We start from the raw sequence: 23503 nt of genomic DNA on the forward strand, positions 1-23503 counted from the left end.
TTTTAGTTACCCATTTTGTTTTATAGTATTAAATAACTTATTTGGTTTGTTTCCCATTACTATTTCAATATCAGGCCCGGACATTAATAATACATGTGATATAAAAGGATTATTATTTTCAATACCGTTCACTTTCACGCTTTGTATATATTTATTTTCTGGCGAATTATTTTTTATAACAATATGTATTTGCTTCTTATCTTCCAAAGCAATTTTTACTTCATCGAATAGTGGACGTCCCCATGAATATTCGCAACTGATGGGTGACACCGGATAAAAACCCATTGAATTCAATATGTACCATGCAGACATTTGTCCGCAATCTTCATTACCAGACAATCCGTCAGGAGCATCAAAGTAAAGTGTAGTGAGAATGCGATCCACCAATTCTTGTGTTTTATAAGACTTTCCAATATAGTTATACAAATGAGGAATATGGTGACTGGGCTCATTACCATGTGCATACTGGCCAATAAGACCAGATATATCCCCAGATACCCTCTCTCCAACGATCTCGGAGGTCATGCTAAACAAGGAATCCAATTTTACTGAAAAAGAATCAATTCCACCTTGCATCGAAACAAGATCGGGGACATTATGGGGAACATACCATGACCATTGCCATGCGTTTCCTTCACAATAGTCATCTTTACGATGATTGGAGGCTTGTGGATTGAACGGCTCACGCCAGGTCTCATCACTCATTTTTCCTCTCATAAAACCTGTACTTGTATCGAAGTAATTTTTATAATTCCGGGATTTTTTAACAAATAATTCATATACTTCCATCTTGCCTAATGATTTGGCAAACTGTGCTATACACCAATCGTTGTATGCGTATTCCAATCCTTTTGCGACCGATTCTATATCTTTATCGGCGGGGATATACCCCAATGAATCTTTATATAATTTCGCAACTGGCATAAGCTTTTGCAAGATCATATTATCCTTGTCGTATGGGATCTTCACATAATTAAATTCTGATGAGTGGATACATGCTTCAAGTGCTTCCTCCGCATTAAAATTTCTTGCTCCTTTAAGATATGCTTCAGCAATAACAGACACGGCATGATATCCAATCATAGTTCCTGTATAATTAGAAGCCAAATCCCACATGGGAAGACATCCACCTTCTCGGTACTTTTGCAAAAGATTTGCAGCAAATTCATTGTTAAGCGTTGGATTAATTATGGTCAGTAATGGATTCAGTCCACGATATGTATCCCATAACGAATATATTGTATAGTAGTTGTCTCCACTACTTTGCATAATTTCACGATTTTGTCCCACGTAGCGACCATCGACATCCATATATATACTGGGACTAATCATTGCATGGTAAAGCCCGGAATAAAATATTTTCTTTTTTTCAATATCTTTTGTTTCTATTTTTATTTTTGACAATTGACTATTCCAAGTTGCTTTTGCATCTTTTCTAACTTTATCAAAGTCCCAATGAGGAATTTCTGCTTCCAGATTATTTTTTGCACCTTGGTAATCGACTGATGATAGGGCCACCTTTGCTAAAACCTGTTCTTTTTCTTTGGTATCAAACCTTAATAGAGCTTTTATATCACTCCCCTCTACCTTTATTCCATCTGTCGGTTCATTATTAATAAATAATTTAGCATTAAATGGTTTTGAAAATCTAGCATGAAAGTAGACCGGATGATCTTTTGCCCATCCTTTAGTCTTTTTAAACCCTCTTAATTCGAATTCATTCAGCACTTCTATTACAAGCTGCGTATTTTGATGATTTTGCAGACTATGTGTCAAGTCTACCAAAATAGACGCATCGTCAGAAGCTGGAAATGTATAACGATGAAATCCTGCGCGTGTTGTTGCTGACAACTCCACCTTTATAGCATAATCGTCCAATATAACAGAGTAATAACCTGGAGATGCACTTTCATTATCATGTGAAAATGAAGAACGATATCCCGAACGAGGAATATTTTCTTCACCTCTGTCAATCAGATCAGAATCTACCATCGGCATAAATAAAATATCCCCATAATCTCCTATACCAGTGCCACTCAGGTGTGTATGGCTAAATCCAATTATTGTACTGTCCGAATAATGATATCCTGCACAAGCGTCCCACCCTTTAATACGAGTGTCAGGACTCAATTGTACCATCCCATTTGGAACCACTGCTCCCGGAAAAGTATGTCCATGTCCACCCGTTCCTATAAAAGGATTTACAAACTGTGTCAAATCTGGATTTCTGTCTGCACTACATGCTACCAATATGACTAAAAAAATCATAAGAACATTATTCTTCATAAATACAATTTAAGTTGTTTTTTATATTATTGGCAATATAGGGCTCCTTAATTAATATTAGATTAATAAAGCGATTAATAAATAAAATATTCACATTTTATTCTCTATAATTGCAAAAATTGTAATTGCAAATTGTAAATATTGTCAAGACAAAAATGATTTAAAGCATGATTACGGAGATGACACAAGTCATATCAAGCAGGAATACAGGAAAATCAAAGCTGGATAGAAGATAATGATAAGGAAAAAACCTTTTTGAAGTATATTTTTCGCAATTTAGGCATTCCTTTTTTAAATTTTCACTAACTTGCATATTAATAAAAGAAATAAAATAAACACCAATTAAATAAATGTTATAATATCTATGACCTCTAGAAGAAATTTTTTAAAAACAATGGGTGGTGTAACCTTGCTCACCATCGTTCCCCGAAACGTGCTGGGGAAAGGCATGGTCGCTCCGAGCGATGAGCTAACCAAGGGAATCATCGGTGTGGGTGGAATGGGCCGTAGCCATATCCCATACGATAATACCCGTGTAGTGGCCATGTGCGACGTGGACAAAAAGCACCTCACGGAAGCTGCCGCAAGAGTAAAAGAGAAAATAAACCTGTACCATGATTTTCGTGATTTAATCCTGGACAAGAACGTGGATATCGTGCACATTGCCACCCCACCGCATTGGCATGGAATCATGTCGGTGGAGTCAGCCAAGGCAGGAAAAGACATCTTCTGTGAAAAGCCGATGACACGCACCATTGGTGAAGGAAAAAGGGTACGGGAAGCGATTGCACAGCACGGGAATATCTTTCGCCTGAACACATGGTTCCGCTTTAAAGATCCTTTTTACGGATTAGGCACACCGGTTAAACCCTTGAAAAAACTGATCGACAGCGGTATGCTGGGATGGCCCCTGAAGGTGACCATCAGCAAACATACCGGGTTCGACTGGAAATTTTATTGGGTAGGAAAAACACACCTGGAGCCGCAACCCATTCCCGAAGAACTGGATTATGACATGTGGCTGGGACCGGCACCATACAAGCCATACAACACACACCGCGTACATCAGACCTTCCGCGGATACTGGGATTACGACGGCGGTGGCCTGGGTGATATGGGACAGCATTACATTGATCCGGTGCAATATATGCTGGGTAAGGATGATACCAGCCCCGTGAAGGTGGAGGTCGATGCACCCCAACAACACCCCGATGCGGTAGGGACATGGCGATCAATCACCTACACATACGACGACGGATGTCAGATCATTCTCTGGGGCGGAGATTACGGAGAGCCCGACACTCCCTACATATCAGGGCCAAACGGCAATGTATACAAGAATTTTATATGCGACATTCCCGACTGGGAAAAGAAACTGGCCGATTTTCCCGAGCCGGAGGCACAAAATACCAATTTCATTGAATGTATACACAACAGACAGAAATATGCACTAAACGAAATAAACGGACACCGGTCATGTACCATCGTAAATATGGGTGCCGTGGCACTCCAGCTGAACAGAACGCTGGAATTTGATCCCGTGAAGGAGATGTTTGTCAACGACGAAGAAGCAAACCGGCTGGTAAATCAACCCACCCGTACACCGTGGACCATTTAATTTCATGATAATAAATAACCGTATGAAACAAGCACAAACATGTTTAACATACAAGAACATGATTATTTGCGAATTCCATACACTATAATGAAAAAGTATAAATAATCATATGAAACATATACAACTTTTTTTCATCTGTCTCGGTCTGCTGCTTGCAGGCGAATCACAGGCTCAAATGCCGGCCGGAAGGACCAAAGCCACCATCGTGGCCGATGCACTGGCACAATTGCCGGCCGAAACACCCCAAAAATACGATCAAACCATCGCCGATCTGGTATCTACAGGCGAAGAGGGTTTACTCGATTTAATTGGCAGGATGAATCCTCCGGGGAAAAAAAGTAACGAAGCAACGGAATATGCCATCAGCGGGTGGACACATTTCGTGGCAAACGACAACGCCAGGCGCAACGTGGCTGCAAATGCCTTTGAGAAAGCACTGCAAAAGCCGCTCAACAAAGAGGTGAAAGCATTTGTGATCCGTCAGCTCAGAACCATCGCCACGGACGACAACGTGGATGTTTTGTCAAACCTTCTTACCGATGAACAACTCTCCGGTCCAGCTTCAATGGCTCTGGCAAGTATCGGAACAAAAAAAGCAAACGCAGCTTTACTGGACGGAATAAAAAAAACGGATTCCGACCCTATCCTGTTGAATCTGGTAAACGCCATCGGCCAGGCAGGCTACTCCGCAGGAGAGCCCGAATTACTGAATCTATTCGATAAAAGCAACTCGGAGAAATCGCAAAAAGTATTGCTGACCACACTCGCCCAAATCGGCACAAAAGAGTCGCTCAATCTGTTACGGGATGCAGCTGAGCAGATAAATTACGCGTATGACAAGAAAAATGCAACTGCAGCTTATCTTACTTTGCTTGCACGGTTGAATGCAACTGACCCGAAGTTGGTGAATAAAGAGGCAGGAAAAATATTATCCTTTGCGGCAAAACAGAATCAGCAGTCCCTGAAGATTGCTGTCACGAGCATACTTCTGGCGCAACCGGCCACAAAAAAGGAAACTGTGCTGAAAGATGCGCTAAAAAATGGAGACAATGTCTATCTCTCTGGGATACTAAATGTTTATCCTTTCGAAAAAGATAAAAAATCGGTCAGCCTGATTCAGAAAGAGCTGTCCGCAACCAAATCACCACAGAAGCAAACCACACTGATTTACTGGCTGGCAAACCATGAGGTGGAGGGATCCGCATCTCTCATTGCACGCCATATCAATGCACCGGAAGAGACAGTACAGAGGGCGGCAGCACGCGCATTGGCAGCGATTGGTGGAAATGAGTCGCTTCTCGCCCTGGCAGGATTGCTGAAAAGTGAGAATGAACATACCGTCACGGTGGCAAAGGAGGCGTTATCCACATTCAAGGGAGATATCTCATACCCTCTCGCATCGGTATTTGGGGATTGTGGAGACTCGGGCAAAAAAGCCATCCTTGAACTCATTTCCCTGAGGAAAATGGAAAGTCAGTACAATCTTGTCTATAACCAGATGTCCGGTGACAATGCGGAGGTGAAATCTGCCGCGGCCACTACATTAAAAGATATCGTGACAAACAGAAACCTGCCGGATATATTCACCCTGCTGGAACAATCCGATCCCGCTTATGTGACGCCTCTTCAACAAGCCGTAAACGCAGCATTGAACTACCTTCCCACAGAAGAACAGCTCCAACTGTTGAGCGAAAGGATGAAAAACTCATCCCGTAAACATTTATACTATCCGGCACTGGCTAACAGCGGTTCACCAGTTGCTATGGATATCATTACAAAAGCATACGCTTCCGATTCAGGAGTGGAAAAAGACGCTGCCTTCAATGCACTTACCGGCTGGAAGTCATTCCACGTGATTTATCCTCTTCTGGATATTGCCCGCAAGAGCAAAAAGAACCAGGAACTGGAGAAAGTGACTGAAGCGCTAATTTCAACCATTGGAAAATCGGATCAGACAGGAACGATCAAGTATCTTTATCTGCGTGAAACAATGCAGTTTGCGCAGACCGACAAGCAGAAGAACGAGATACTGAAACTATTGGGAAATACGGGTCAGTACCAGGCAATGCTTTTCGTGGCGCCCTTCATGGAGCAGCCATCATTAAAGGAGGCTGCGGCCTTGGCAGCCATGAATATCGCCATCAACAACCCCGCATTTGCAGGTGCGGAAACTTCCGCCATCCTTAACAAGGTAAAGAAGACACTCAGCAACCCGGATGCCGATTACCAACGACAATCCATTACACGATACCTGACAGAAAATCCAAACGGGGAAGGATACGTTTCCCTTTTCAATGGCCGGAATCTGGATGGCTGGAAAGGATTGGTGGAAAATCCTATCAAACGTGCGAAAATGAGCCCGAAAGAACTGACTGCTGCACAAATAAAAGCTGACAGGGAAGCAAAGGAGAGCTGGATTGTGGAAAACGGGGAATTGTTGTTTACCGGGAAGGGAAATAACCTTTGCACTGAAAAACAATATGGCGACTTCGAAATGCTGGTCGACTGGAAATTATATCCTGGAGTGGAACCTGATGCAGGGATTTATCTGCGCGGAACGCCCCAGGTACAAATATGGGATACTGCCCGTGTAAATGTAGGCGCCCAGGTTGGGTCGGGCGGGTTATACAATAACAAGCAAAATCCGAGCAAGCCACTGGTGGTAGCCGACCAGAAAGTGGGGGAATGGAACACCTTCCGCATCCGGATGGTGGGTGAAAGGGTATCGGTATGGTTGAACGGTGAACTGGTCACCGACAACGTGATACTGGAAAACTATTGGGACAGAAGCCAACCCATCTTTCCAATGGAACAGATTGAACTGCAGTCTCACGGTAGCCGGGTGGCTTACCGCGATATTTACATCAGGGAGATTCCCCGTCCCGAGCCGTTTAAGCTGTCGGCGGAAGAGGAGAAAGCAGGTTTCCGTATCCTCTTCGATGGTACCAACCTGGATAAGTGGAGTGGCAACAAGAAAGACTATGCGGTAGAAAGCGGGAACATTGTCTTGCATCCCAGCAAGGGCTCGGGTGGTAATCTTTATTCCAACGAGCAGTTCGATAATTTTGTTTTCCGTTTCGAGTTTATGCTCACACCGGGAGCCAATAACGGGCTTGGCATCCGTACGCCCATGGAAGGTGATGCCGCTTATAAGGGCATAGAACTCCAGATACTGGATAATGAAGCACCTGTCTACGAGAAATTACAGGTTTATCAATATCACGGATCGGTATATGGTGTGATTCCTGCCAAAAGAGGATTTCTCAAACCTGTGGGAGAATGGAATTACCAGGAAGTCATCGCCGATGGAGACAATATAAAAGTGATTCTTAATGGAACCACCATCCTTGACGGAAATATTCGCGAGGCGTCCAAAAACGGGACAATGGATAAAAGGGAACATCCCGGACTCCTCAACAAGTCCGGACACATCGGGTTTCTCGGACACGGATCAAAAGTCATATTCAGGAATATTCGAATTAAGGAGTTATAAAATCGGAAAGTTTTATCATGCGAGGGTGTATCACAAATTGTGATTTCACCCTCTTTTTATTCGGATATCTATACTGAGAACATATCCCAATATTCATTTCTCAGGAGATTAAATTTTATTTTGAGACAGCCTCGTCTTTTTTACATTAAATGTCCCAGCCTCATACCGGCCCATACCGACAAGAGTCCAAGAACAATACTCGCGGAGGTATAAAGAGTAAACAATCCCCATTGATTCATCTCAATCAGACGCAGATTTTCAAAGGCAAAAGCTGAGAATGTGGTATAACCACCGCAGAAACCTACAATCATCATAAGACGAAACGATTGATTATAAGTATGATGCGACAATATCAAGCCGGAAAACAAACCAATCAGCAAACATCCTACAACATTGGCGATGAAGGTGCCCACAAACAGCCATTCATGATGTATAAAGCGGACTGCAAGTCGGGAAGTAACAAATCTAAGCATACTCCCAATACCGCCACCGATTCCCACAAGGAGCAAATCTTTCCACATAATGTGTATAGTTTAGTCAATTGCAAAGATATTGATAAAACGGGATAAATAGCCTCTCCTGCAAAGTGATTAATTCAAAATGAATCGCTATATTCGTATCGTCTTTGTACAACAAACTGATGAAATTTAAAAATTTGAATCACAAATGAAAACACACTATTTTATTATTTTGGCAATCTTGATATTGTCACCTCAGCTGCAAGCACGGGGAAATCTCCTTCCTGGAGAGAAACGGGAAATAGTCCATCCGGGGGTTTATGCCGACAACAACGTTGCGTTTCGTTTAATGGCTCCCAACGCCGACAGCGTACATGTGACCGGCGAATTTCTGACCTCTAAAGACAGGGCGCAGGATTACCGGGACTATCCGCTGAAAGATTATTATACTCCCGATATCAAAAGGCGTTCACTTGAATTTGACCTGATCGGACAGTTGAAAGCTGAAAAAGAAGATAAGCATCTGTTTGAAATAAATCAGTTTTCAAATTTTCGCTTCCATATCAACACAAGAAAAACCATATCCAATCTATATATCAACGGTTCTTTCTTTGAAAAAGATGCCAAACAGATGAGCGATTACTTGTATCGGGAAATTATCTCACGACACCTGACGCAACTTATTTCACCACACTCTACGACTTGTGGCTTTACGGAGATTTATTTGAAAGAAAATCAGGAAAAGAGTTTATTATTCATTCACAATATCAAAATTATTTTAATCACAGCGTAGTGACCAAAGATGAAATCAAACAAGATCCATACAAAGCAGCATCTCCCCGATTCAGTTTAGGAACCTCGTTTATTTATGAAAAACCGTTTCGTCTCTCCTGGCAACACTCTGTGGAAACATCGCTATACTATTTGTACAGAAATGAACGTAAGGGAGATAATAAAACCAAAACAATAAATTTGTCGGTTACATACGGCCTTGGATACTACCCCAATACCCGGACACATTTACAACTAAGTATCAAAGAACAGTTATACAGAGACATTGCAAACCGGAATACACTCATCTCAGACACTCGATACAAAACCAAACAGGAATATCGCCATTCCCATTCAACATTATCTCTGAATGCATATTACTATGTATCACCTCACCTACTATTGTCGGCCAAAGCAGCGACAGACCTTATTTTCTCAAAGTATGAAACCAAGGAGAAACAACCTGATGATCCACGTTCCGATGATTATTTTGCCTCGAACAGCTATTTATCATGGAACACTAACATCGAATTTAAAGCCACATATAAATTATTTTGAAGATTAAAATACAAATAAGAGAATTTATTTCTGCCTATGCATTTTTGAATGATTTCCTGTAAACATTTCATATTTCTATTTTTTATTTTTTAAATAAAAAATAACAACCCAACTCCTCAGAATACGACTTTTTATGCATAGTTTTGTAAGTTATGTAAAATGTTTGTACGAAGAATAATATATACTATAACAACAATATAATTAAAACTTACTATGTCAACAACAGCCAGATTGTACACGCTCAACCTTGCCAACACAAAGACTTATCTGTTCGCGGCTATTTTCATTGCCGGTAACCTGCTGCTGCCACAGCTGGCACATCTTGTGCCGCAGGGTGGATTTATTTTTCTGCCCATTTATTTCTTCACGCTGATTGCCGCCTACAAATATGGCATTCATGTGGGATTAATTACGGCAATCCTCTCCCCCCTGGCTAACAGCCTGCTCTTCGGGATGCCTCCCGTGGCAGTGTTGCCCGCCATCATCATTAAATCGGCCATCCTGGCTGTTGCTGCCTCCATGGCTGCCAAGCACTTCGGAAAAGTGTCGTTGGAGGGTATCCTGCTCGCCATCCTCGCTTACCAGATGATCGGCACCGGCGTTGAATGGGCTATCACACAGAATTTCGCTGTTGCCGTCCAGGATTTTCGGCTTGGTCTGCCTGGCATGATCATCCAGCTTTTGGGCGGTTATTTTGTGCTAAGAGCATTGGCTAAAGTGTGATGATCGGAGAAAAATCATTCGAAGAAGTGATGCAAAGGTTTCGTGAGACCTCATTTCATGAAACATTTGATCTGATTGTTGCTATTGCCAACGGAGGTATAATACCTGCTGCGATCATCAATCAGCGACTAAACATAGAGATACAACTATTAAAAATAAATTTGCGCGACCCCGGCCAGAAACCGAAGTACGATACTCCACAACTGGTGGCACCAATTGACTTCGAATACAGGGACAAGACTGTACTACTGGTGGAGGACCGTGTGAAAACAGGGGCGACTGTACAATTTGCCATCGATCTTTTACATGGAGCAAAGCTTATAAAGACCTTTGCTGTAAACGGAAAAGCCGATTATTCACTTTACAACGAGACCTGTTTTAAATTTCCCTGGATAGTATGAAGAAATCCATCGTTTTCATAGGCATGTGCCTGCTGGCTACAATCCCATTACCGGCCGAAAACAGACATCCTGCAGAAAGAAACGATACTGTACGCCTGGACGAGGTGATTGTCACCGGCACCATGCCAAAAGTAAATCTCCGAAACGTACCAATGAGCATCACGGTAATCTCGGAAGAAAAAATTGCCGAGAGAATGCAACCCTCTCTCCTTCCTCTGCTTACTGAAGAGGTACCCGGACTATTTATCTCACATAGGGGTATAATGGGATACGGTGTGGCAGCAGGAGCAGCCGGCGGGATAAGTATCCGTGGCATCGGCGGTGCGCCCACTGCAGGAGTGCTGGTGCTGATCGACGGGCACCCGCAGTACATGGGGTTAATGGGACATCCGCTGGCCGACAGCTACCAGTCGGTGATGACCGAACGGGTAGAGGTGGTACGGGGCCCTGCCTCGGTGCTTTATGGCTCCAATGCGATGGGGGGTGTGATCAATATCATCACCAAAAAACAGAAAACTGACGGCAGTCATCAGTCGGCACAGCTTTCCTATGGAAGCTACAACACGCTAAGTGCGGAAGTTTCAACCGGATTCAGAAAGAATCAGTTTCATATAAACGGGAACCTGGGTTATAACCGCTCCGACGGGCATCGTGAAAATATGGACTTTGAACAATTCAACGGGTATGCCAAAGCGGGATATTACTTTACACGACACTGGAGTAGTTTCGTGGATGTGAATCTGTCGAAAACACTGAGTTCAAATCCTGGAACCATTTCAAACCCTATGATTGATAACGATGCCGATATTTTGCGCGGCATGGCTTCTGCAGTATTGGAAAATGAATATGCCAACATGTCGGGAGCGATTAAATTTTTCTATAATTTTGGCTCTCACGAGATAAACGACGGGATATCCATTCTTTCATCCGCTTCACCGCCTATATATCGTTTTCGTTCAGAAGATCAAATGTTTGGGTTTTCAGCCTATCAGTCTTATTCATTCTTTGAAGGGAACAGGACAACTGCCGGGTTCGATTTTCAGCGTTTCGGCGGTAAAGCCTGGAACAGGTTCCCCAATGAAGCGGATAATGTAGATCTGGCCAATGTGCATCTCAACGATGTAGCAGGCTACCTGAATCTGCAACAGAGTGTGCTGGGTGAACGGCTTACCATGAACGCCGGCATACGGCTTGATCACCACGAAATAAGCGGGTCGGAGTGGATTCCGCAACTGGGACTCAGCTTTACCCCTACTGTAACAACCTCCATAAAGGCGATCGCCAGCAAGGGGTTCCGAAATCCCACCATCCGCGAAATGTATATGTTTCCACCCCAAAACGCGGAACTGAAGCCGGAACGATTAATGAACTATGAAATATCCCTGCTGCAATCGTTTCCTGAAACAAGAGTAAGTTTTGGCCTGAACCTCTTCTATATCAAGGGAGATAACATCATCCGGCAGCCACAACCGAATGTTGGAAAATGGGAAAACACTGGCAATATCGAGAACAAAGGCTTTGAACTTTCGGCTAACTATCGGGTAACAAGTCACTTCCTTTTCTCGGCAAACTATAGTCTGCTGGATATGACCTATAAAATAGCGGGAGCACCCGAACATAAACTGTACGTGAGTGGAGATTATTTTATAAGTCGCTGGAATCTTGCCACCGGCTTGCAGTACCTGGGGACTCTCTACACAAAGGTAAATCCTGAGCCAGTAAAAGAAAATGCCCTGTTATGGAATGCACGCATCAATTATAAAGCATCCGACTGGCTGAACTTTTTTTTAAGAGGAGAGAATCTTCTCAACAGGGATTATGAGATCAATGCCGGATACCCGATGCCAAGCGCCACCGTTTTCGGAGGATTACGGATAAATATTTGAATAGTCTGTGGCTATCCTGCCTGTGCTTGTCAGCATAACGCAGGTAATCAATATAAGTTTGAGATAATCAGAACCGATCACTGGAAAATCAATAAAACAAAATTTAATTATATGGACAGACGAAACTTTTTACGGACGATAGCCCTCACCGGAGCGGCAATCACCACCATCAAGGATGCTGACGCGATGAGCATTCTTGCCCAGTCGTTCGAGACGACCCATGCTGCACCAAAATATGATCTGATTGCGGTAATGGGCGGTGAACCCGAAGCGATGTTCCGCAAAGCCATTGCAGAGATGGGAGGAATGAAAACCTTCATCAGCAAAGGCGACAAAGTATGTGTCAAACCCAATATCGGGTGGGATCAGCCGGTTGAAATGGCAGCCAACACCAACCCGAAACTGGTGGCGGAGATCATCAAACATTGTTTCGATGCCGGCGCGTCGGAAGTAACCGTTTTTGATCACACCTGCGACGATTGGCGTAAAGCATACAGCAACAGCGGTATAGAGGAGGCGGCGAAAAAGGCCGGAGCAAAAGTGGTACCTGCACACCAGGAATCCTATTATAAATCCGTCAGCATCCCCAAAGGGAAAAGTCTCAAGAGTGCAAAAATTCATCAGGCCATCGTAGACAGCGACAAATGGATTAATGTGCCCGTACTTAAAAATCACGGAGGTGCACAATTGACCATCTCCATGAAAAATTACATGGGTATCGTGTGGGACAGGAGGTTTTTTCATGCCAACGACCTGCAGCAGTGCATTGCCGATGTATGTACCTATGCCAAACGTCCTGTCCTGAACGTGGTGGATGCCTACCGGCTGATGAAAACCAGCGGTCCCAGAGGAAAATCACCCGCAGACGTGGTACTCTCGAAAGGTCTTTTTATATCACAGGATATCATCGCTGCCGATACGGCTGCGGCCAACTTCTTCAACCAGGCACGGGAGATGCCACTTGAGAAAGTGACCCATATCTCCAAAGGTCAGGAACTGGGAGTGGGAACAATGAATCTCGAGAGCCTGAATATAAAACGGTTTCGAATATAGACCCTTCAAGAAGCCATCGTATCATGTTAAAGAAAATCCGTGTTATTCTGTCTCTTTTGCTTTTCTCCCTGATTACTCTTTATTTTCTTGACTTCAGGGATTTTCTTCCGGAAAGTGTGGGCTTTCTGGCGGAGATTCAGTTCATACCCGCACTGTTGGCTGTCAACATTCTGGTTCTTATATCCCTGCTGTTTCTCACGTTACTTTTTGGCAGGGTATATTGTTCATCCATCTGCCCGATGGGTATTTATCAGGATATAATAGCATGGCTGTCAAAGAAGTTCATCCGGAAAAAAAAATATACCTACAGCAAGGCTAAAAGTATCCTCCGCTGGAGTATCCTGGTTGCCACGGTTGTTGCATTCATTTTCGGATTTACCTTTCTGGTGGGATTACTCGATCCCTACGGAGCATACGGAAGAATGGTCACACACTTGTTTCGTCCGGCCTACCTCGCGGGCAACAATTTACTGGAAACCATCTTTACCTCCTTTAATAATTACTTATTTTATAAGGTAAGTATTTACTCGTTGAGTATCTTTTCATCGATAACCGCCCTTATTACCCTCGGTGTGATTGGCTATCTGGCCTGGCGTAATGGCAGGACTTATTGCAACACAATTTGTCCGGTGGGCACAACACTCGGCTTATTAAGCAAATATTCGCTGTTTAAAGTCGGCTTCCTGAACGATAAATGTAATATGTGCGGTCTCTGTACCATGAAATGCAAAGCGTCATGTATCGATTCAAAGAATAAGGAAATCGATTACAGTCGGTGCATTACCTGCTTCAACTGTATTGAAAGCTGTAATCGCAATGCAATGAAATATTCCTTTATCAGGCCAAAGAAAACAAAGGCTGCCAGTACCATACCTGCCTACACTTATCTAAAGGAGAATCTGCCAGTAAACGAATCCAAACGCCGGTTTTTGTCTGCTTCGCTTGTCATGGGCCTGGCTGCGGGGAAACTCTTTGCGCAGGAAGTTTCCAACGGGCTCCTTCCTAAGAGAGAACTTAAAAGACAGGTGCCTATTGCTCCTCCGGGAGCTGCCTCCTTTGATCACCTGCGGGAGAAATGTATCTCCTGCCATCTTTGTGTGAGCAAGTGTCCCAGTCATGTGATAAAGCCTGCTTTCCTGGAATATGGCCCGGGGGGAATTATGCAACCCAAGCTCTATTTCGATCGGGGGTTTTGCAACTACGACTGCATCATCTGTGGCGATGTATGCCCAACAGGAGCAATACAACCACTGACAAAAGAAGAAAAAAATCATACACAGATGGGACAAGTGCAGTTTATCATCGAAAACTGCATTGTTTACTACGATGAAACAAGTTGTGGGGCATGTTCGGAACACTGCCCCACCCAGGCAGTCCGCATGGTTCCCTACAAGGGCGTACTCACCATTCCGGAAACAGATACTTCTATCTGCGTCGGATGTGGCGGATGCGAATATGTTTGTCCTGCCATTCCTTTTAAAGCCATTTATGTGGAAGGATTGGCGATCCAAAACACCGTTGAAATTAAAAAAGAAAAAGTCGAGGATGTGGTAATAGATGATTTTGGATTCTGAGCGTAAAATCATTGTATGTTTACTTGCATAATACCAGATAAAGACAAGTATTGAGAAGAAAACAGGGCGCGTATGTTACAGAATTTTTTTTCTGGTTTACCGTTTTACGTTTGTTTCTTTTGGCTGATATTATTTATCATCCAAAAGAAACATGTGGATCCAGCTAAAAAATTCTTTACATACTTCTTGCTGGCATGTACTTTTCTCTATTTCTCACACGCGGTTTATTTTCATCGCTATATCTATCTCTACAGTCTGATTGAGAGTTTCTACACCTTCTGCTCCCTGGCGGTTTATCCGCTCTACTATCTCTATATTTGCAGACTTACCAGCATCAGACAGTTTAGTCTGAGGAATTATTGGGTCCTCCTGCCAGCACTGATTGTCAGTGTGCTGTCTGTTATTTTCTATGGTATGCTGAATGAAGCGGAGCGAATCAGTTTTGTAAATCATCATTTTTTTCAGAAAACCGATGGTTTATTTTTTCTCTCCTTTGCCGAACAGGCTCAGAATGTCAGAATTAAAGCCACCAAGGTACTGTTTATCCTGCAGCTGCTTCCGGTTGCGTTTTATGGGCATCAGAAGCTGTCCCGGTTCAACCGGGAGGTTTCCAATTATTATGCCGACACCGAAAACAGGACCCTGGCTCAGGTACAAAAATTACTGCTAATTTTTATACTGTTCGCCATCTTCTCGAGCACTGCCAACCTGCTGGGCAGGGAGTTCTTTATCCGCGAGTCGTGGTTTCTGGTAATCCCATCACTCATTTTTGGAAGCATGCTTTTTTTGGTCAGCTACATGGCCTACACTCTACATTTCAGCGCGACAGATTTCTGTAAGGAAGCTGATTATATCTGCATGGAGGAAACCGAAACAGAGAGGACCAGCAATCCAGACACAACCATCCTCGACATTCGTTTGAAGCGACTGATGGAAGAAGAACAGCTTTTCAGGCAGAAAGATTTACACATTTCCGATATTGCCATTCATCTGGGTAGCAACAGGACCTATGTTTCAAATCACATTAACCAGGAACTGGGGTTATCTTTTTCAGATTATATCAACCGATATCGCATAGGGTATGCACAGAGCATGATGACCGATTCCGCATCCGCTCCCTCCATGATCGAAATCAGTGAACAATCGGGGTTTGCCAACGAAGTCTCCTTTTACCGGAACTTCAAGAAAATTACCGGTACCACCCCCAATCGGTGGCTTCACCAAAATGCTTCAAAATAACATTGTTCTTTTTTTACGATTTGTTATTCTTTTTTGTTTGTTTGTTAGTGTGATCATTGATAAAATTTCCTTTCTTGCAAAGCACAACAAAATAATCATACTATGACTTCATTTAGACAAACCGCAAAAAAAGGGACAAGAAATAAAAGCATCCTTCTGAGCACACTGCTCCTGTTGTTTTTCACTGTAACCATACAACAATGTAGTAGTCCGGAAGAGATCAACAAGATCCCGGAAGAAAAGGGTAAGCAGGACCCCCCCAATGAAGAAAAGCCAGGAGACACAGGTCCGGAAGAAAACAACAAAGTGGATAAATCGGGAGGAAAAATTTTCAAGGACAAAATCACAATTGTCGTCCCGGCCGATGCATTCACTACGTCTGTCACCATGGAAATTACGACACAAGCCAGTGGCGTGGTGATGGGAGAGTTTGAGGCTTCCCCCTATTACAAGATCAAGCTCCCGCGCAACTTCTCCAAACCCCTGAAGATGGAACTACCTGCCAATGCAGAGATCACCCAGGGAGATGTATACTTCCGCTTCTCAGCTCCGGGTGTGGAGATCAGTTCACAGCAGGAGAGTGCTTCCACGCTATGGATCAAAGGGGTGAAAGAGGGTGATTCTTATACAGCTACGCTGGAGCCGTTTGAAGAAATTTCCACTGATGCAGGCGAACTGATTGTAGGGCTGGTAAAGGATTATCAGACCTCAGATGATTCTGAGAGCCGGGCCATCACCGCTGAGCAGAAATGTGTGGTATTTGCTCCCCGCTACTATCACGAAGAGAGCAGGGATATCGCACTGCATGTGGAGGAAGCCATCAAACGGCTGGAAGCGATTGGATTCAGTTTTTCGAAACGGAACAAACAGATCCAGGTGGAGGTGAAGCAACTGAACGGTGCGGATGCCTATGGTTATTTTATTCCCTCCCGCTACAGCAGTGATTGGAACTCGCTGGTGATCAACAGCCAGAAGCTATCAGAGAAAGAAGAGATCAAACGCACCGTCATGCATGAGATGACTCACTTCGTACAATACTATTACGATCCCCGGTGGGTGGTAACCAAATCGTTTATGGGAGGTGATTTCCTTTGGATGGATGAGGCTGTAGCCGTCTGGGCGGAAAGCCTCTACGTGGAGGGGATCTCCTCCGTGCAATATGGGAACCAGTTTTGCCCCCTGGAGGGTTTCTCTCCGCTGGAAGGAGAAGATAAGGGTTCCCACGGCTATGGAATGGCCGGGTTAGTCCGCTGGATGGCCAATCGTTACGGCAACGACAAGATAGTGAATCTGCACAAACAACAGGAGGCCGGTGCAACCTCTGTGTATGATGCATTCGATGATGCATTTCCCGATCTTTTCATCGAGTATGGAATCTTTCTCAAGGATTATATCCGTGCCAACGGTGTAAAGGAACTTTTGCAGGGAATCGGTCGCAGCAAGATGTTCATCAACAGCATGAATGAGGTGAAAAGTAATGAACCTATTGGTATCAAACCTCATTCCACATTCATTGAACGAATCAGCATCGATCCTGATTACAAGCTACCCGACAAGGTTACCCTCTCCATCAAGGTGGAAGGCGGAATGGATGGCGGCAAAGGACAGATCTGTGAACTATATCGCTACGACAATGAAAAAAAGGAGATCATCTTTGTGGATGAGTTTTTCGACTCCTATCAGTATGAAGAGGTAGCGGCACTCCAGGAGAAGAAAGATATGCTCTTCGTGGTCTACTATCACCCTTTCAACAAGGAGAGTGACGTGACCATGACCGTACGGCTGGAAGAGAAGCTGGAGTTCGCAATCGGAAAGATTAAACTGACAATCGATGAATTAAACAATTACAGCGGGTTCTATTCTGCGACATTCGCCGACGAGTTGGTTGTACCTTTTGAAGAAATGAAGGGGACTTCCCGCTATGTAAAGGACAAAATAATTTTCACCTCCTCATCAACATATACCAATACCTGGAGCAATATCTTCGACAATGGAGATTGTAGCTGGGAGATTACCCTGGAAATGGATGCCAAGTCGCTGAAAATAATCAAGGGAACAGCATCCAACGTCAGCAACATTTACAACCGAAGTGGGGCGTTGACAAAGAAACAGAGTTACACACTCAGTTTTAAGGATGTCCCCTACATAAAAACCTATACCGACGGCAACAACCGGAGCTACCGCTTTGGTGCATCACAAAGTGACGGCAGTATTGAGAACTTTATCACTGCTTTTGGCAACACCCTCGAGGAGATGACCTGGGATGGCTGGAAGAAAAAAGAGGTTAGTTCCTGGAAACCAAACACGAAGTGGTCGATCAGTGTGATCCTGGATACAAGATAGTCAGGGAGCTCAACTGACTGCTCAGAACCGATAAAAGCAGACCGTCCCTCAGGCAGTCTGCTTTTTATAATGGTACTTCTCTCTGACCAAATCTTTCTCTTCTGGTGTCAGGGAGGAAAAATAGGCTTTCCAACCGGGACAGAAGTTAATGTGCCACCGCCAGAAACGACCTGCGAACGACCTGGGTTTACGGTCATACTTCGCCCTCAGGGGACAATCATTACATTTTTGTGCTGTTGATTCCATTGATTTTTTGATTTAATCGTGATAAACAAACCGGTTATCTCTTGTACCCATTCATATTGTAAAAATAAGATATTCCTTGCAATAATCTGAGATTTAAACTATCTGATTTTTCACTTCCCATCGATTTTAACATTACCGGAGAGACCAACATCTATCTGTAGTTGCCTGTTTTGTCAACATATCAATCCCATTTCTGCTCATCACCATAACCGAAATCCTCACTATCCTGTGAAGTGTTTGCACGCTGGTTCACGATAATTTGCAGCGGGAGTGCAGCGCCCGCAGTGACTGTTACTGTGGCATCACGTGCAACAGCAGTACCATTGGGATCCACCGCGATTGTAAATTGACCCGCCGTTTTGTCACTTATCTTGCACCACGTTTGATTGGAACCGGCACTCCATGAGCCCTGGTTGGTTGAGACCGAAATCACGGAACTGCCACCGGTTGCTGATACGTTGATGGTTTGGGCGGCGGAAACGGTCAGCACCGGTTGCTCATTCTCTTCTTCCGGCACATCCACTCCCGGTTCACTACTACAGGATAAGAAAAGAGCCGTCAGCAATATCACAACATGGATCAAAAAATCTGTTTTCATCGGTTTCTTTTTTTTCTATTACAATAAATGCAAGCAACATCACAAGATTTTCACTCTCTTCTTTATTTAGTAGAGGTACCAGTTCTTTTTTCTGGCATTCTGCTCGTCCGTTCTGGTAAAATTATTCTCACCAGCTACATCACCCTCGAAAGTCAGTCCAAAATCGACGGTTCCCGCGTTTTCTCCAGTACGATCCGGCAGGGATGTGATCAGTTCCGTGATGGCCGTTCCCCTGAGACGGTTCGATTCACAATCTATTGATTTAATCACCCCTTGATCTGAAACGACCAATGAAACCAGCTGGTTAAAGGAACAATTGAGTGCAGGAAGTGCTCTGTTTGAGCTGGCATCCAGCGTGGTAAGCTGGTTAAAGGCACAATAGAGATAGGTCAGCGCCGTATTGTGGCTAATAACAAGTGTGGTCAGATTGTTTCTCGCACAATTGAGGAAAGTGAGTGCAGTGGAGGGTATGATATTGAACGACCCCAGCTGATTGTTTTGACACGACAACTCCTTCAATGCCGGATTATTCAGCATCAGTGAGGTAAGTCTATTATTTCCACAGGAGAGCCACGTCAATGCGGGAATGTTGCTGGTATTCAGGGTTGTCAGTTGGTTATCCGTACAGGTGAGTCGCATCAGTTTCTTGTTCTTGCTTACATCCAGTGTAACAAGCTGGTTTCTTTCACAATCCAATGTTGTCAAATACTCATTCCTGGTCATATCCAGCGAGGTGATGCGGTTATTGGCACAACGGAACATTTCCAATTTCGTCAAATTACCTGTATTCACGGTGACAAGCTGGTTGTTGTGACAGGTGATTGATCTTAACATGGTTGCACCGCTTACATTGAGGGTTGTCAGACTGTTGTCGTGACATCCGAGGTACTCCAGTGATGGGAGGTTGCTCACATCGAGGGAGGTGAGTAAATTCTCATAGCAGTAGAGCGACTCCAGAACGGCATTCCTGGTGACATCCAGTGAGGTAAGCTGATTACCATAACAGGAGAAATTCACGACGGGTCCGTAGATGGTGACCGTTTGTGACTGGATGGTATACTCCACATACGATAGATCAGAGTTGACCAGCTCTCCCGCATCCTCTTTTCGGTTGTTATTCAGGTCGATCCACACCTTTAGACGCTGCTCGCCGGTTGAACCGGCATATTTGGACAACATGCTCAATCCGATCTTGCTTCCTACCGCTTTGGAGGTGGTCAGAGTCATGCTGGCCTCCTGAGGGATGAAACGCGTGCGCACATCTGTTTCCAGGGTGTAGGGCCCCCCTGGAGCATCGAGCTTTACCGTCAGGCAGGCTTCGTATTCCTTGCCGGGGGGCAGGCTGGTGGATTCCTTCATCCTTAGTTGATACTTGTTCTCACCGGCAGGAGGTCGGCTGTATTCACCCAACTCCATTTTCCCGACCTCTACCGTAAACTTGCCGCTCTTCTCATCTTTTTCATAGATATTCATCCCGATCTCGCTGTCAAAGAAGAGCTTGTTGGAAATATCCAGTGCGATCTCCATCTCTCCTCCCCCGGCAGTGATTGAGAATTTTTCCATCTTGGGAACGAAATAAGCTTCCCAGATGGGATACTCCAGGGTATTGCTTTCTGTTGTGGCCAGCTCCCTGTTCTTCCATCCGAAAACACCCCCTTTCATGAACAACTCCAGTTGTGAAAAAAGCTTGGAGCCACTGATGGCATTATAGATTGAGGGGTCGAAGGAGGGAGATCCAAAGTCGAAATTCAGGTTGGCACCACTCTTCACCTTGGTGTAGACACGTGTATCCAGACGTATGATCTCCCAGAGCGAGAAGCCCACCTTGGGAGCGATCCCGGCTGCGAAACTGCCTTCCACCTGTACCTTGGGTGTGAATGTCAGTGGCGATGCGTCGGCCTCCTGTTGTTCCACCTGACTGTAGTTGCTAAGCTCACCATTCCTGTAGGCCATTCCGAACGAGAACTCCTTGCTATAGGTGAGTTGTGCAGTCAGACTCACCTTGCCCTCCAGGTCAAAGGTGAGGAAAAACTCGATCAGGGGGATAATCATCACAGGTCCGGCCGGTATGGGGGCAGTACGGATAATGATAAACGGTATTTCGGTACCGAAGCGATCGGAATCCGATACCCAGTCAATATTGAACTCGGAAGAGAGATTCACCGTGGGATTGACACGACAGTGCAGGTCTTTCAGGCTCCATCCCTGAATAAGGATATGGAAATACATTGCCAGATCCATCTGCACACCCAGCTTGAGGGCACAGCTGTTGTTGGCATTTTTCCCGTCGTCAATCTTGAAGGCGTGGCTCAATGCCGGCATGCTGAATTTTGTATCCACCTCTGCCTCCGCACGGGTGATGGGAACCTCCATCGAAATGGATGAGCCGTCAACAGTGTATTCCACCGGTTTACCGTCGGGTCTCTCAATGGAGGTGATGTACTGGGTCAGGTCGATTGCATATCCTCCGCCAATAGGCGTACCCCCGCTGTTGCTCCAGACAGGATCACCAATCCTGAGTTCCTCGAAGACCTCGGTGATTTCGGTCACCGGCTCCAGCACCACCGTCTCCCCGCTGATTGTTTTCACTTTTCCAACATACCCGTTGGGGAGTGCCTTCGAGGTACGGTTGATCAGGATCATCTCATCTACCTTGGGTGCAAATCCATTCCCGACTGTTAAAGTTAGTTGATTGTTCTCCAAATTGAGTGAAGCATTGCGAATCAGGTCGTACCGCTCTTCATTGATGACGGAAGCTTGTGAATGCATCTTGTAGCTGATTTTATCTTCCTGATCAGGAAAAAGATCTCCTACAGGATAAAGCCTGTTCCGTTGCAGATTCTTTCCCCCGGTAGCCCCTATTGTTTTGGTGATCTTTCCTCCTGTGTCAAGGATAAAATCCAGTTGAAACCCCTTTTCATAATTACGGGCAGGTACAATCAGATAAAATTTGGCTATCTTATTCTCGGCAAGAGGAACCGCATCCTTGCAGTCAAGTACAATCCGGAGATTATTGCCGCTTCCACTTTCCGGAAAGATGGTTTCAGGCAGATCATCATTCCAGATGACGGAAAAAGCACCCGAAACCGGTTTGCCCGACAGGTCGGTAAAAACAACCTGTTTTACCGATTGCCCCTCCGGGCCGGCAATACCAACGCGCAGCATGGTGAACAGATTGCGAAACGCAATGTTGCCATCTTTCCCTTTACCAACCATCATGTTGGCCGTTGCATCGGGTCTCACAATACCGGTCTGGCTGGCGACATAACCCTGTGTTGCCGGCATTGTAAGCTGCATCCCCGCACCTGAAGTGATTGAAGCCCCCTGCTGATATGGGTAATAGGCGGTAAGGTCGCCGGATGGGGCTGCTTCCGTAGTCTCGAACTGGGTGGTTCTGCCATCACTGGAAATGGCGCTCTCTGTTGTCTGGTAGCGGACGTTAGAGCCGCTTGTTGATCCAAAAACCCCAATTGCATCGCCTGGATGCCATAAGACATCCACCTTTCGGTTGGTGGGATCATCACTCAGTGATGTTCTTGTGCCGTTTGTCTCCTCTACGATAGTGGCAAAAAGTATCTGATCACCTGGAACAAAAGGGGGACTTACCTCTTCTATACAACTATATAAATTTGTAAATAGAAGAAATGAGAAACAGAGCCTGATAATGGACGGATAATTTATTTTCATAGGATCAAATGGTTAAAATCAGAATCATGTTACATATATATCTTTCAAACGAATGAGTTAAGCAAAATTCTCTTAGATTTTACACAAAAATAATCATACCTTGTTTGTATTTGTTATCATATCATACGAAAAAACTAACAAATTGTATAAATATACCATCGACTAAACATTTCTCAATTTTCGTTGAATAAATTCCGGTCTAAATATGTAGGGTTTATATTTAATCGATTAAATATTTGTTCATTAGAACCATGAGACTGCTCTAAAAAATCCAAAATATTGAAAAGTTATTTTGTGACAATCTGCTTTTAAGGTTCATTTTTTACTTTTTCTAATAAATAAGACCTATTTAAGTAAAGTAAACTCAACTATTATTTACAAAAAAGAAGAATTCTTCCAAACCCCAGATATGGGAGGTTTCGAATATACGGGGGTACCAAGCTCTATGGAAAAAAGACAAGGCTGGAGATTATCGTAAAGTAGTAAATGGTATTAGGTTGGAAGCATCCAGAGCGTTAAATATATTAAAAATAGACGGAATTATCGTCTGCGCGACAAGTTTCGTATTT

General features: G+C 44.3%; 16 protein-coding genes. 11 read left to right on the forward strand and 5 right to left on the reverse strand.

Annotation, left to right across the window (positions count from 1 at the left end):
• Positions 1-6 precede the first annotated feature (6 nt).
• A complete protein-coding gene (locus AC1HCU_RS07645) occupies positions 7-2286 on the reverse strand; it encodes a GH92 family glycosyl hydrolase (RefSeq protein WP_480364865.1) in 2280 nt (759 codons plus the stop codon).
• 364 nt (positions 2287-2650) lie between these two features.
• Here AC1HCU_RS07645 and AC1HCU_RS07650 point away from each other — a divergent pair, with 364 nt between their 5' ends.
• Both AC1HCU_RS07650 and AC1HCU_RS07655 read left to right on the forward strand, forming a co-directional pair.
• A complete protein-coding gene (locus AC1HCU_RS07650) occupies positions 2651-3904 on the forward strand; it encodes a Gfo/Idh/MocA family oxidoreductase (protein ID WP_480364866.1) in 1254 nt (417 codons plus the stop codon).
• 109 nt (positions 3905-4013) lie between these two features.
• Positions 4014-7397 carry a 3-keto-alpha-glucoside-1,2-lyase-like domain-containing protein gene (locus AC1HCU_RS07655; protein WP_480364869.1) on the forward strand — a complete coding sequence of 1128 codons (3384 nt, stop codon included), beginning with the start codon at positions 4014-4016 and terminating at the stop codon, positions 7395-7397.
• Positions 7398-7537: 140 nt separating this feature from the next.
• Here the strand turns inward: AC1HCU_RS07655 and crcB are convergent, their stop codons facing one another.
• Positions 7538-7918, reverse strand: a complete 381-nt coding sequence (crcB, locus tag AC1HCU_RS07660) for a fluoride efflux transporter CrcB (RefSeq protein WP_480364871.1) — start codon at positions 7916-7918, stop codon at positions 7538-7540.
• 145 nt (positions 7919-8063) lie between these two features.
• On the opposite strand from crcB, the gene AC1HCU_RS07665 reads away from it, so the two are divergent.
• From AC1HCU_RS07665 to AC1HCU_RS07705, 9 genes are all read left to right on the forward strand, one after another.
• Positions 8064-8648, forward strand: a complete 585-nt coding sequence (locus AC1HCU_RS07665) for a hypothetical protein (protein ID WP_480364873.1) — start codon at positions 8064-8066, stop codon at positions 8646-8648.
• Positions 8648-9184: a hypothetical protein gene (locus AC1HCU_RS07670; RefSeq protein WP_480364875.1), complete on the forward strand. Its 537-nt coding sequence runs from the start codon at positions 8648-8650 to the stop codon at positions 9182-9184. Before AC1HCU_RS07665 ends, AC1HCU_RS07670 begins: the two co-directional genes overlap by 1 nt.
• A gap of 213 nt (positions 9185-9397) precedes the next feature.
• Complete coding sequence (locus tag AC1HCU_RS07675; RefSeq protein ID WP_480364877.1) at positions 9398-9907, forward strand: ECF transporter S component; 510 nt, start codon at positions 9398-9400, stop codon at positions 9905-9907.
• Positions 9907-10308, forward strand: a complete 402-nt coding sequence (locus AC1HCU_RS07680; RefSeq protein WP_480364879.1) for a phosphoribosyltransferase — start codon at positions 9907-9909, stop codon at positions 10306-10308. The genes AC1HCU_RS07675 and AC1HCU_RS07680 overlap by 1 nt, the downstream gene beginning before the upstream one ends.
• On the forward strand, positions 10305-12194 hold the full coding sequence (locus tag AC1HCU_RS07685) for a TonB-dependent receptor (RefSeq protein ID WP_480364881.1): 1890 nt from the start codon (positions 10305-10307) through the stop codon (positions 12192-12194). Before AC1HCU_RS07680 ends, AC1HCU_RS07685 begins: the two co-directional genes overlap by 4 nt.
• Before the next feature lie 111 nt (positions 12195-12305).
• The gene (locus AC1HCU_RS07690; RefSeq protein WP_480364883.1) at positions 12306-13247 is read left to right on the forward strand and encodes a DUF362 domain-containing protein; all 942 of its coding nucleotides are present in this window, start codon (positions 12306-12308) and stop codon (positions 13245-13247) included.
• Between the two features lie 23 nt (positions 13248-13270).
• Positions 13271-14821, forward strand: coding sequence for a 4Fe-4S dicluster domain-containing protein (locus AC1HCU_RS07695; RefSeq protein WP_480364885.1), 1551 nt, complete (start codon positions 13271-13273; stop codon positions 14819-14821).
• A gap of 153 nt (positions 14822-14974) precedes the next feature.
• Entirely contained in the window at positions 14975-16060 is a 1086-nt protein-coding gene (locus AC1HCU_RS07700) for a helix-turn-helix domain-containing protein (protein ID WP_480364887.1), read from the forward strand.
• Between the two features lie 102 nt (positions 16061-16162).
• Complete coding sequence (locus AC1HCU_RS07705; RefSeq protein WP_480364889.1) at positions 16163-18403, forward strand: hypothetical protein; 2241 nt, start codon at positions 16163-16165, stop codon at positions 18401-18403.
• Between the two features lie 48 nt (positions 18404-18451).
• Here the strand turns inward: AC1HCU_RS07705 and AC1HCU_RS07710 are convergent, their stop codons facing one another.
• From AC1HCU_RS07710 to AC1HCU_RS07720, 3 genes are all read right to left on the reverse strand, one after another.
• Positions 18452-18649 carry a hypothetical protein gene (locus AC1HCU_RS07710; RefSeq protein WP_480364891.1) on the reverse strand — a complete coding sequence of 66 codons (198 nt, stop codon included), beginning with the start codon at positions 18647-18649 and terminating at the stop codon, positions 18452-18454.
• Positions 18650-18830: 181 nt separating this feature from the next.
• Positions 18831-19247 (reverse strand): BACON domain-containing protein, encoded by a 417-nt coding sequence (locus tag AC1HCU_RS07715; RefSeq protein ID WP_480364893.1) that lies wholly within the window; start codon positions 19245-19247, stop codon positions 18831-18833.
• Positions 19248-19313: 66 nt separating this feature from the next.
• Positions 19314-22934: a hypothetical protein gene (locus AC1HCU_RS07720; protein WP_480364894.1), complete on the reverse strand. Its 3621-nt coding sequence runs from the start codon at positions 22932-22934 to the stop codon at positions 19314-19316.
• Between the last annotated feature and the right edge of the window lie 569 nt (positions 22935-23503).

This window comes from Proteiniphilum sp. LBM24028 (assembly GCF_056629195.1).

Bases quoted from the DNA above. Each gene is read 5' to 3' on its own strand.
- AC1HCU_RS07645 (WP_480364865.1), bottom strand. From the start codon at position 2,286: ATGAAGAATAATGTTCTTATGATTTTTTTAGTCATATTGGTAGCATGT.
- AC1HCU_RS07650 (WP_480364866.1), top strand. From the start codon at position 2,651: ATGACCTCTAGAAGAAATTTTTTAAAAACAATGGGTGGTGTAACCTTG.
- AC1HCU_RS07655 (WP_480364869.1), top strand. From the start codon at position 4,014: ATGAAACATATACAACTTTTTTTCATCTGTCTCGGTCTGCTGCTTGCA.
- crcB (WP_480364871.1), bottom strand. From the start codon at position 7,918: ATGTGGAAAGATTTGCTCCTTGTGGGAATCGGTGGCGGTATTGGGAGT.
- AC1HCU_RS07665 (WP_480364873.1), top strand. From the start codon at position 8,064: ATGAAAACACACTATTTTATTATTTTGGCAATCTTGATATTGTCACCT.
- AC1HCU_RS07675 (WP_480364877.1), top strand. From the start codon at position 9,398: ATGTCAACAACAGCCAGATTGTACACGCTCAACCTTGCCAACACAAAG.
- AC1HCU_RS07680 (WP_480364879.1), top strand. From the start codon at position 9,907: ATGATCGGAGAAAAATCATTCGAAGAAGTGATGCAAAGGTTTCGTGAG.
- AC1HCU_RS07685 (WP_480364881.1), top strand. From the start codon at position 10,305: ATGAAGAAATCCATCGTTTTCATAGGCATGTGCCTGCTGGCTACAATC.
- AC1HCU_RS07690 (WP_480364883.1), top strand. From the start codon at position 12,306: ATGGACAGACGAAACTTTTTACGGACGATAGCCCTCACCGGAGCGGCA.
- AC1HCU_RS07695 (WP_480364885.1), top strand. From the start codon at position 13,271: ATGTTAAAGAAAATCCGTGTTATTCTGTCTCTTTTGCTTTTCTCCCTG.
- AC1HCU_RS07705 (WP_480364889.1), top strand. From the start codon at position 16,163: ATGACTTCATTTAGACAAACCGCAAAAAAAGGGACAAGAAATAAAAGC.
- AC1HCU_RS07710 (WP_480364891.1), bottom strand. From the start codon at position 18,649: ATGGAATCAACAGCACAAAAATGTAATGATTGTCCCCTGAGGGCGAAG.
- AC1HCU_RS07715 (WP_480364893.1), bottom strand. From the start codon at position 19,247: ATGAAAACAGATTTTTTGATCCATGTTGTGATATTGCTGACGGCTCTT.
- AC1HCU_RS07720 (WP_480364894.1), bottom strand. From the start codon at position 22,934: ATGAAAATAAATTATCCGTCCATTATCAGGCTCTGTTTCTCATTTCTT.